General features: G+C 31.4%; 10 protein-coding genes. 6 read left to right on the forward strand and 4 right to left on the reverse strand.

The window, feature by feature from the left end; genetic code table 11:
- Positions 1–214: 214 nt before the first annotated feature.
- The 3 genes from ACJDU8_RS16510 to ACJDU8_RS16520 form a co-directional block, all read right to left on the reverse strand.
- Positions 215–1,249 carry an FIST signal transduction protein gene (locus ACJDU8_RS16510; RefSeq protein WP_406793254.1) on the reverse strand — a complete coding sequence of 345 codons (1,035 nt, stop codon included), beginning with the start codon at positions 1,247–1,249 and terminating at the stop codon, positions 215–217.
- 88 nt (positions 1,250–1,337) lie between these two features.
- On the reverse strand, positions 1,338–1,613 hold the full coding sequence (locus tag ACJDU8_RS16515) for a late competence development ComFB family protein (protein WP_406793255.1): 276 nt from the start codon (positions 1,611–1,613) through the stop codon (positions 1,338–1,340).
- Positions 1,614–1,784: 171 nt separating this feature from the next.
- Positions 1,785–2,435 (reverse strand): hypothetical protein, encoded by a 651-nt coding sequence (locus ACJDU8_RS16520; protein ID WP_406793256.1) that lies wholly within the window; start codon positions 2,433–2,435, stop codon positions 1,785–1,787.
- 245 nt (positions 2,436–2,680) lie between these two features.
- On the opposite strand from ACJDU8_RS16520, the gene ACJDU8_RS16525 reads away from it, so the two are divergent.
- The 3 genes from ACJDU8_RS16525 (at position 2,681) to ACJDU8_RS16535 (ending at position 6,177) form a co-directional block, all read left to right on the forward strand.
- Positions 2,681–4,465, forward strand: coding sequence for a GGDEF domain-containing protein (locus tag ACJDU8_RS16525; RefSeq protein ID WP_406793257.1), 1,785 nt, complete (start codon positions 2,681–2,683; stop codon positions 4,463–4,465).
- 32 nt (positions 4,466–4,497) lie between these two features.
- Entirely contained in the window at positions 4,498–5,535 is a 1,038-nt protein-coding gene (locus ACJDU8_RS16530; RefSeq protein ID WP_406793258.1) for an FAD:protein FMN transferase, read from the forward strand.
- A 99-nt stretch (positions 5,536–5,634) separates the two neighbouring features.
- Entirely contained in the window at positions 5,635–6,177 is a 543-nt protein-coding gene (locus tag ACJDU8_RS16535) for a L,D-transpeptidase (RefSeq protein ID WP_406793259.1), read from the forward strand.
- 52 nt (positions 6,178–6,229) lie between these two features.
- Here ACJDU8_RS16535 and ACJDU8_RS16540 read toward each other — a convergent pair whose 3' ends face one another.
- Positions 6,230–7,597 carry an amino acid permease gene (locus tag ACJDU8_RS16540; protein WP_406793260.1) on the reverse strand — a complete coding sequence of 456 codons (1,368 nt, stop codon included), beginning with the start codon at positions 7,595–7,597 and terminating at the stop codon, positions 6,230–6,232.
- Positions 7,598–8,006: 409 nt separating this feature from the next.
- Here ACJDU8_RS16540 and kdpF point away from each other — a divergent pair, with 409 nt between their 5' ends.
- The 3 genes from kdpF to kdpB are packed head-to-tail and all read left to right on the forward strand — an operon-like array spanning position 8,007 to position 11,906.
- Positions 8,007–8,084, forward strand: a complete 78-nt coding sequence (gene kdpF, locus ACJDU8_RS16545; protein ID WP_406793291.1) for a K(+)-transporting ATPase subunit F — start codon at positions 8,007–8,009, stop codon at positions 8,082–8,084.
- A gap of 30 nt (positions 8,085–8,114) precedes the next feature.
- Positions 8,115–9,797: a potassium-transporting ATPase subunit KdpA gene (gene kdpA / locus ACJDU8_RS16550; RefSeq protein ID WP_406793261.1), complete on the forward strand. Its 1,683-nt coding sequence runs from the start codon at positions 8,115–8,117 to the stop codon at positions 9,795–9,797.
- Between the two features lie 45 nt (positions 9,798–9,842).
- On the forward strand, positions 9,843–11,906 hold the full coding sequence (gene kdpB / locus ACJDU8_RS16555; RefSeq protein WP_406793262.1) for a potassium-transporting ATPase subunit KdpB: 2,064 nt from the start codon (positions 9,843–9,845) through the stop codon (positions 11,904–11,906).
- Positions 11,907–11,922 lie beyond the last annotated feature (16 nt).

An 11,922-nucleotide genomic window follows, 5' to 3' on the forward strand; every position in this document is an offset into this window, starting at 1 on the left:
TTAACAGAATTTTGAAAAAGCTGTTCTATTAAATTATTAGTATCTTTACTGCTTTCAGCTAAATCCTGCAGGTGCTCCTTAACTTTTCCTATCTGCTCTTCTGCATATCCTGATTCCTTTGGGTAGTATATGGAAACACATACTCTGTATTATTTTCATCAATATCTTTATGATGAATTCTTTTATTAAAATTTTTTGACATATTTTCATCCCTCTATTCCACCATCAACATTACCATAGTTTGATTTAAATGCTTCTTATAATATTGTTCCCCATAACTTACAAACCCGGTTGTATTCTTGCAAAATGAAATCATTTCCTTGTCAAAATTTTCCCATATTTTATCTTTTACAAACAACAGCTTTCTAAATATGCAATTTATTGACAAAACAAAAGATGGTTTAAAGGATACATCTCTTAATGTTTCTTTCAATACACCAATAGGCTCTGCGGGCTTTAAAAGATATACAAAAGTATTCACCATTAATTCACTATAAAATGTAATGGATTTATCTTCATTTACTTTCATAGGTGATGCAATAAGTATATCATTTTCATATAATTTCCCCAGTGGATTGCTCATAAAATACTCTGGAAGCTTATTTTCGCTTACTCCAACTGCATATGCATATTCGGTACTTGCAGGTTTGTTATTAAAAGTCTTTACCTTTCTGCTTACTACGTCAGCTTCAGTAACCCTGAGTATTTTTTCGGTTTTTACATATATATTTTCTTTAATAATACTTGTCCTTCTTTTTAAGTTAAAAAACAACGCAACATTCATAACTCTTCTATTACCTACATATATATAAGTTTCTTCAAATCTCTCATTATCTCCAGCACTGCCACCTATAATTTTGAAACTTGAATCTATGAAATAAAAAGTGCTTAAAATACTTTCTTCAATCCCTTTTAACCCATCACACAACAGCAGCATAAAAGCATTTTTATTGTTCTTCACATTCCCATAAGCCTTTTTGAGTTCATTCACACTTAATATAGGTGGATATGAAATTTCCACAATTTCAGCTTCTTTTCTATCGTATTCAAAACCGGTAATTACCCCATCTTTATATCCTGCATATGTATATTCTCCTGCAGTTGAACAAAGTACAATGTCTTTATCATTATTCTTAGACAACTCTTTTACATTGTCTGCTGAACAAAATAAAACTACTCCCCTACTCTCATCAGTTCCCCTAATAAAACTAATGGCTTCTTGAACTTTAGAAAAATATAAAGCCTTCATATCAAATCTCCCTGTTCTAATAATTTATATTAAATCATATTGAATATTATATCACAATTTGATACTCATTCATCATTACAACTTAAATTTATTTTTTTATCCAGTGACACAGAGGATTTTTAGATACAATATTTATAGCTAATGCTATTTCTTTCACTATATTTGTATTAAATTGTTCTGAAAGTTCATTCATTTTAGTATATAATAATCCCTTTTCACTAGATACATACTTAGGGGGAAGATTATTTAATACTATAGCTTTTATATCTTCAATACACTTAGGACATTTACAAATATTATCGTAATTCTCTAAAACTTTAGGCACTAATCTATCTACCATGTCTTCCATATAGTTTTTAATCAATTACTTCACCTTCTTAAAGCTTAACTAACTCGATTCTTTCTTACATTTTATCACATTACCTAGAATTTAAACATTTAAAAAATGCCAGTGCTGAGCCTAACATTTCCTCTATTGTATTTTATTTAACAACAAAAAGCCTCTGACCACAGTCAAAGACTTTTTACAATTTAATTATGCAATTGAAACTAACTCTTCCATATTTTCACTGATGTTTATAGATATAATAAATACTTTAATTAACTGGTTTCTTAAATTTGTTTTTACATTAATTAAAAGTCCTTCTATTTGCTTATAAATCAATTTATCATGCCTCTTTACTTGATTTTGAAGATTATTCTTATGCAATACCTTTTTACCAGAAATTATTTTGTCACATAGATTATTTATCATTATGTCAGGACACAACATATCGAATATAGATGAAATTGCAAAATCTACGATTCTTTCACTGACTTTTGTTACTATTTGAGTAGTTGTAAAATTCTTAATAGTATTCTCAAGGAAAGTATTGTACTTATTGAAATCAAATGAATTTACATATTCATAATTTATTTGTAAATCATTTGCATTATTATTAAATTGCTCATTAACTTTCAATATAATATTTTCTAAAAAATTTTCAATTGTTTTAGAAGATAATACTAGTTGCTCAAATATCTCTTTATTATGTAATGAGGGCTTATTGGCTATAATTGCTGAATAAGTTTCAGCTGATTTTAAGCATGTAGAAAAAAAAACATCTAATTCTTTTTCTATTAATGAAATATAAACTTTTTCAAATTCACTTACATAATATCCAAAATAAATACTTGGATCTATCATGATTATCTCCTTTTGCTTTAATAATTTCATATCAAGTGATTTTTAGGTCTAGGCGAAATTTGAATATCAGGTTTTATTTTATGCTAATAAGGTAAAGACAATATAAAATATATGTTAAAATCTTTTAACATATATTTTACACAACCACGAACTATATATAGTAATCCTATGTTACATTTACATTATGAATATTTATCTATGTCACACTTTATTTTAAAATTATAGTCAAGTTGGAGGCATGTGTAATGGTATGTAAATCATTAAATAATCCTAGTGGTGAAGAACTTTATGAGCTTCTGGAAATAATTAAAAATGATGATATTTCTACTGTATATCAACCTATTGTATCCTTAACAAACGGCAATATTATCGGATATGAAGCACTAAGCAGAGGACCTGAAGACTCTTCGTTACAAAGTCCTGATAAGCTGTTCTCTGCAGCTAAGCTTTACAATAGAACTTGGGATTTAGAACTTCTATGCAGAACAAAAGCTATTGAGAGAGCATCCAATATACCGGATGACAAATTTCTTTTTATTAATGTGGATCCATATATCTTTAAGGATGAAAAATTCAAGCGTGGATTTACAAAAGAATTTCTTGCTAAACATAATATATCTTCTGAAGTAGTAATATTTGAAATAACTGAAAAAACTTCCATAGAGGATTATAAAAACTTCAGAGCCGTACTTAATAATTATATAGATCAAGGATACAAGATTGCCATTGATGATACTGGTTCAGGTTATTCCGGACTTAAAATGCTCACGGAAATAAAACCACACTATGTAAAAATCGACATGGATTTAATTAGAAATATTAATAAAGATGCTTTTAAGCAGTCATTAATAGAATGCTTTGTAAGGCTTTCCGAAGTAACTAATATGAAACTCATTGCTGAAGGTATAGAAACAAAAGAAGAGCTTAAAACATTAATTAATCTTGGAGTTTATGCTGGACAAGGATATTTTATTAATCCACCTGCAGGAACATTTTTAGATATACCCAATCATGTAAAAAATGCTATCTTGTCCTGTAATAAAATGAAAAATAATAAATTTGTTTCTTGCTCAAATAATTACATAGGTAAAATTGCACGTTTAGACAAAGCATTTAATACAAATACCCCATGTAAAATTATAAAGGAATATTTTTATGACAATGATATTACAGGTGCATGTATTGTAAATGATGAATTTCCTGTGGGGCTTATAATGAAACACTCATTAAATTCAGTACTTGCCACTCAATATGGCGTTGCCGTTTTTACAAAACGTCCTATATCCTTAGTTATGGATGTTAACCCTATAATAGTGGATTATTACACACCTGTAAGTCAAGTCTCTAACATAGCTATGGAGCGAAAAACCGATAATATATACGATTATATCATTATAACTAAAAATAACAAATATTACGGTATTGTTACAGTAAAGGCACTTCTTAATTATACTACAATGCTGGAATGTAATTATGCAAGGCAGCTTAATCCCCTAACTGGATTACCGGGTAACTCAATTATAGAAAATAAACTTAAGGACATTCTTGCATTAGAGCAGAAATGCTGCGTTTTATATTTTGATTTAGATAATTTTAAGGTATATAATGATACATATGGATTTGAGAATGGAGATAAGGTAATTAAATTTACCTCTCAATTAATAAAACTTGAAACAAAAAAACTATTTCCATATAACAGCTTTATAGGTCATATTGGCGGAGATGATTTTTTTGGTATAATAGAAGATTCTCTAGAGAGTTGTTCAATGCTGTGCGAAAACATTATTAAGAAATTTGATATAGGTATACTAAATTTCTTCAATGAAAAAGATAAAACTAAGGGATATATTGAACATATAGACAGGAAAGGAAACAAAGATATATTTACTCTCACCTCATTATCTATTGCCGGTATCTATGGTAATATAGGAACCTTCTCTAATATTGAATATGTTGGGCAAAAGGCAGCCTCTATTAAAAAAGAGGCCAAACATATAAAAAAAAGTTGTTATATAATAAAAGAATGTTAGGAAATACTAAAATTTATAGAGGAGGTAACAGGATGAAATTGAAAAAATTTATATCTTATTTTTTCATGGCTGCTTTTTGTATTAGTTTTATTACGTCTTGTTCTATTAGTGCAAATCAACAGCCAGCTACAAGAGAAATGTTTGCATTGGACACCATAATAAATTTAAAATATTATGGCAAAAATGCTGATAAGGCCCTTGATGAATCAGTTAATAGAATTTCTGATATTGAAAAGAAAATGTCTATATTTCTCTCAACCAGTGAAATATCACAGATTAATGCAAATTCAGGAAAAAAGCCTGTGAGGATAAGTGCTGATACATTTTATGTAGTTGAAAAAGCATATCAACAAGCTAAACTTTCCAATGGTGCCTTTGATCCAACTGTGGAGCCACTTACTTACTTATGGGGTATAGGAACGCCTCACCAGAAAATTCCAAGTCAAAGTGAAATTGACAAAGTAAAACCTCTAATAAATTATCATGATATTATCATGGATAAAAACACCTTAACTGTTGAATTGAGACAAAGAAGTCAGGGATTGGATTTTGGAGGAATAGCTAAAGGATACTCTGCTGATGAGTTAAAAAAAATATGCCGCAAATACAACATAAACTCTGCACTTATTGATTTGGGCGGAAACGTATATGCTGTTGGCAACAATCCCGATGGAACGGCCTGGAAAATTGGAGTACAAAATCCACTGGCAGATACGGGACAATATCTAGGAATTGTGGCTGCTACAGATAAATCATTAGTGTCAGCTGGTGACTATCAAAGATTTTTTGTACAAAATGGAAAAACCTATGGACAAATTTTTGATCCATCTACTGGTTACCCATCTGCAAATGGAATAATAGGTACAACAATTTTATCAGACTATTCCATTGACGGTGATGCATTATCAAACAGTCTTTATGTCCTTGGTGTTGATAAGGGACTAAAGCTTATTGAATCTTTAAAAGGTACTGATGCATTATGCATAACATCTGATAAAAAGATATATTTGACACCTGGAATGAAAAAAGTATTTCAACTCACTGATACCAGCTATAAAATTGCAAACTGATATAATCTATTTAAACATCCTCTTTTGAATATTATTGAATTTTTTACATTATATGTATATAATTAATGTATAAAATCAATATTGTAAGGAGGGATCATCTTGAAAAAAAAATTTGCTTGTATATTAGTTCTAATATTTTTTCTTATGGTACCTATATATGTTCACAGCAAAGAATTAACACAATTGCAAAGAAGCAATTCTAATTCTATTAGAGCAAAAGTTGACCATAATAAATTTAAAGTAATGGTTAGTATATCTAATCAGAAAGTATTTATATATAAAAATGGCATACTGATTAAATCAATTATTTGCTCTACTGGCCTTCCAGGAGATGACACTAAAACACCCTATGGACATTTCAAAATAGACAATGATTATGGACTAAATTTTTACAATGACAAATATAAAGAAGGTGCTAAGTATTGGGTTGGCTTTATTGGATCTGAGTATTTATTTCATTCTGTGCCAACAAATAAAGATGGACAAATAATCCAAGGCGAAGCACATAAGCTAGGAACTGAAGCATCCCATGGGTGCATAAGGATGTCTGTGGATAATTCCTATTGGTTCTATCGTACAATTCCCCAAGGAACAGATGTAATCATAGGTAAATGCTACTCAGGACATGCCTTATATTACTAGCCAATTTGCCTGTGGTAACTCCCCTAGTCATACTCACCACTAAGAACATTTACTATTTTTTGCTTAAACCAAATAAATAATAACATGCTATTAAGATAGCAAACCAAATAGGTGCAACAATAATAGCCATTAAGGTATCTCTATTAAAAAACATGATTATTATTACAAATACTAAAAATGCTAGACTAATCCAATTAATATATGGATACCCGGGCATTGGAAATTTCAACTCTTTTACTTGATGAGGAGTAAGCCCCTTTCTAAAGTTCATTTGAACTATTAAAATTATTGCCCAAACCCAAATAGCACCAAAAGTTGCCACACTGGTTACATAGGTAAATACCTTAGAAGGAATTATGTAGTTAAGTAAAACTCCAATCAGCAGAAAACCTGAGGAAACTATAATCCCAGCAGTTGGAACATGTGTTTTTCCAAGTTTGTTAAATATTTTTGGAGCTGTACCCTGAAGAGAAAGATTATAAAGCATACGACCGGTACTGAAAATACCACTGTTACAGGAAGATAACGCTGCAGTTAATACTACAAAATTTATAATTCCCGCAGCTACTGCAATTCTAAGTTTACTAAAAGTTAGAACAAAAGGACTGCCTATTGTACCTAGACTATTCCAAGGATAAAGAGACATAATTACAAGAAGTGCTCCCACATAAAACACTAATATTCTCCAAAAAACTTTATTGATAGCTGATGGTAAAGTTTTTTGTGGATCCTTTGCTTCTCCTGCCGTAACACCTATAAGTTCCATTCCAAGATATGAGAACATAACCATTACTATTGACATAACAGCTCCCCATACGCCTTTGGGGAAGAAGCCTCCATGTCTCCATAAGTTTGAAAATCCAATTGGCCTCCCGCCATTTCCAAAGCCAAATACAATCATAAGTAATCCCAATATAATCATTGCAATAATTGTAACAATTTTAATTAGTGCAAACCAAAATTCAAATTCCCCATAAGCTTTTACAGCAATTAAATTTACACAAGTCATTATAATTACCGCTATAAGAGCTGGTATCCATTGTGGTATGGTAGGTATCCAAAATCTAACATATACTCCTACTGCGGTGACTTCAGCCATACAGGTTACAACCCACATAAACCAATAGGTCCAACCAGTTAAATAACCGGCAAGAGGTCCTATAAATTCGTTAGCATAGGCACTGAAAGATCCAGAAACCGGATATGCTGTTGCCAGCTCCCCCAATGCTCTCATAATGAAAAACATTATAAGTCCAGCAAGTGTATATACTAATAAAATAATTGGGCCAGCCATTTGAATAGCAGTAGCAGAACCTAGAAATAATCCCACGCCTATTGCCCCACCAAGTGCTATTAATTGAATATGACGTTCTTGCAAACCACGTTCAAGGTTCTCATCTAATGCATTTTGTTTAGCCATTTCTACCTCCTAAGTAATTAAACTTCATATACATTAGCAATATACAATTTACACATTTAATATTCATAAATTTTAATTTTAAGATTAACTTTTACCTGACAGTTCAACTGATAAATGCTGCTAAGTTAAATATTTATGTATAGACAAAGTATAAAAGTTTAATAATACACTTATGGTAATTTATTTACAATCTTTATACAATCTTTATACAGGTTATAGTAATCTTAATCCAATCTTTATGTGATAAATGATATTATTAGCCATATAGAAGAATAATTAGGAGGCGAATTATAATGTTGGATATTTTATTTATTGCATTGCTCTCATCTGGATTTATATCTATTAAGTTATTTGCCAAATGGTGCGAGAAGCAAGTGGACAAAAAACAATAATAAATGGGGGAATATGTATGTGGATTCTAATTACAGTTATTATTTTACTTTTTATATATCTAAGCTATGCATTGTTTAATCCTGAAAAATTTTAGTGTGAAATTTAGAATTGGAGGAAATCTTTTATGGAATGGTTGCAGATAATAATACCCTTAGTGTTATTTATAATTTTAGTAGTACCCATGGGTAAATATTTATACTATGTAGGTACTGGTGATACCGCATTTGGGGATAGATTTTTTAATAAAATAGACAATTTTATATACAAGATATGTGGAATAAACAAAAATGAGGAAATGAAATGGAAAGAATATGTACTTTCAATTATTGCAGTTAATGCAGTTATGATATTTATAGGATATATAATACTGAGAATACAGAGTTTACCTATATTGAATCCTAATAAAATAGGAGGAATGGAACAAAGTTTGTCATTTAATACTATCATAAGTTTTATGACAAATACAAATTTACAGGACTACAGTGGAGAATCTGGACTTTCCCATCTCAGCCAAATGATTGTTATTATATTTATGATGTTTACATCATCAGCAACCGGTTTTGCTGCAGCCCTTGCTTTTATGAGAGGTATTATTGGACATAAAAAAACTATGGGCAATTTTTTTGTAGATTTAACTAGAGTAATCACAAGAGTTCTATTGCCACTTTCAATAATTGTAGGAATTTTCTTAGTAGCTCAGGGAGTTCCACAAACTCTTTCAGGAACTCATACAGTAACCACAATAGAAGGTAAAATGCAGGATATAACACTTGGACCTGTAGCAGCCCTTGAATCTATAAAACATGTTGGAACCAATGGAGGAGGTTTTTTCGGCGCAAACTCATCACATCCTTTTGAAAATCCCACACCTATATCAAATTTAATAGAACTTTTATCGATGATGCTGCTGCCGGGTGCGTTAGTTTATACATTTGGATTAATGCTTAAAAATAAAAAGCAGGGGTGGGCAATATTTGCTGCTATGGCAGTATTATTCCTCATAGGGTTACCAATATGTTATTTTGCAGAAAAATCAGGTAATCCAGCTCTTGCACATATTGGATTGAATCAATTGATGGGTAACATGGAAGGTAAAGAAGTCCGGTTTGGAGTAGGGCAATCTTCATTATTTACTGCGGTGACTACAGCCTTTACCACAGGTACAGTTAATAATATGCACGATTCACTAACCCCTCTTGGAGGAGCTATAGCACTTATAAATATGATGCTTAACGTAATCTTTGGTGGAAAAGGCGTAGGATTTATGAATATGATAATGTACTCAATACTTACAGTTTTTCTGTGCGGACTTATGGTGGGAAGAACTCCAGAGTTTTTATCAAAGAAAATTGAAGGTAAGGAGATTAAGCTTATAGCACTGGCTATAATTATTCATCCATTTTTAATATTAATGTTTTCGGCACTGGCTTTAATAATGCCTCAAGGATTAGCTGGTATATCAAACCCTGGATTCCACGGGCTATCACAAATTGTATATCAATTTACATCTTCAGCTGCCAATAATGGTTCTGGATTTGAAGGATTAGCCGACAATACTATGTTCTGGAATACTACTACTGGTATAGTAATGTTTTATGGAAGATATTTATCTATTATAATTCTTCTTGCAGTAGCAGGATCACTTGCTTCGAAAAAAGCAATACCAGTTTCTGCTGGAACTTTTAGAACAGATAATTCAATGTTTACAATAACCTTAATATTTATAGTTTTAATAATAGGTGCTTTAACATTCCTGCCGTCTCTGGCACTTGGACCTATTGCAGAGCATTTAACCTTATGGCACTAAAAGACCATAACTATCATGAAATATAAAAATGAGGAGAATAACGCTATGAGTGATAATAAAAGAAAATCTAAATTTATTACAAAAGAAATATTACGTGAAGCTATTGTAGACTCTTTTAAAAAGCTTAACCCAAAATATATGATAAAAAACCCAGTAATGTTTGTGGTAGAAGTAGGGTTTATCATATCATTATTGCTTACATTTTTACCTAATCTATTTGGAGATCAAGGTAATAATTTAAAGGTTTATAATTTTATAGTAGCAGTAATATTGTTCATAACAGTACTTTTCGCAAATTTTGCAGAAGCAGTAGCTGAAGGACGTGGAAAAGCACAAGCTGAAAATTTAAAGAAAACAAAAAAAGATACTATTGCAAAACTTTTAGATTCTAATGGAAATGTTAAAACCATTAATGCAAATGAATTAAAAAAAGGTAATATAGTTTTAGTTGAAAATGGAGATATAATTCCAAACGATGGAGAAGTAATAGAAGGTATTGCATCTGTAGATGAATCGGCTATAACTGGAGAATCAGCTCCAGTTATGAAGGAAAGAGGTGGAGATTTTGCTTCTGTTACAGGGGGAACAAAGGTTGTAAGTGACTGGCTAAAAGTTGAAATAACTGCAACGCCCGGAGAATCATTTTTGGACAAAATGATAGCTCTTGTAGAAGGTGCATCAAGACAGAAGACACCAAATGAAATTGCACTTAATACCTTACTTGTCAGTTTAACTCTCATATTTCTTATAGTCATAGTATCACTTTATCCTATGGCCGGTTATTCAGGAGTTAAAATCCAGGTTTCTACTCTTATTGCACTTCTTGTATGTTTAATACCTACAACCATAGGCGGGCTTTTATCTGCTATTGGTATTGCAGGTATGGATAGGGTTACAAGATTTAATGTTATAGCTATGTCTGGAAAAGCTGTTGAAGCCTGTGGCGATGTAAATACCATGATACTTGATAAAACTGGAACAATAACATTTGGTAACAGACTTGCATCAGAATTTATCCCTGTTGAAAATTCAAGCATGGAAGAACTTATAAAGTATTCAGTTATTTGTTCATTAAAAGATGATACTCCAGAAGGTAAGTCTATAGCTGAGCTTGGTAATAAATCAGGGGCAACAATTAATTCCACGGAATATGAAAAGTTTAATTTTATAGAATTTACTGCGCAGACAAGAATGAGTGGAATAGATTTAAGTGACGGCTCTACCATAAGAAAGGGTTCTTATGACGCTATAAAAAATAGAGTAAAAGAAATGGGAGGTACTATTCCAAAAGATTTGGAAGACATAGTTAACAGAGTGGCAAAACTAGGAGGAACTCCCCTTGTAGTTTGTGTTAATAATAAAATATATGGTGTAATTTATCTTAAAGATACAGTTAAACCTGGTCTAGTTGAGAGATTTGAAAGACTCAGAGGAATAGGAATAAAAACAATAATGTGTACAGGAGATAATCCATTAACTGCCGCAACTATTGCCAAAGAAGCAGGAGTAGATGGTTTCATAGCCGAATGTAAACCTGAAGATAAAATTGAAGCTATTAAAAAGGAACAATCAGAAGGTAAACTTGTTGCAATGACCGGTGATGGAACCAATGATGCCCCTGCACTGGCACAGGCAGATGTAGGCCTTGCCATGAACAGTGGTACTACTGCTGCCAAAGAAGCTGCTAATATGGTAGATTTGGATTCAGACCCAACAAAAATCCTTGAAGTGGTTGAAATTGGGAAACAGTTACTCATAACCAGGGGAGCCTTAACCACTTTCAGTATAGCAAATGATGTAGCAAAATATTTTGCTATAATACCAGCTGTTTTTGCTGCAGCTATACCCCAAATGCAGGCTATGAATATAATGAAACTTTCAACACCTTATAGCGCTATACTCTCAGCCCTAATATTTAATGCCATAATAATACCACTGCTTATACCAATTGCAATGAGAGGCGTAAAATATAAACCCATGAAATCAGAAGCACTGCTGCTTAGAAACATGCTTGTTTTTGGATTAGGAGGTATAATTGTACCTTTCATAGGAATTAAAGTTATAGATTTAATTATTACACCACTAGTTAGAATTTTTAATTTAGGTTAGTTTAAAATATCTAAAT

This window comes from Candidatus Clostridium eludens (genome assembly GCF_045310515.1).
GTDB lineage: Bacteria > Bacillota > Clostridia > Clostridiales > Clostridiaceae > Clostridium_B > Clostridium_B eludens.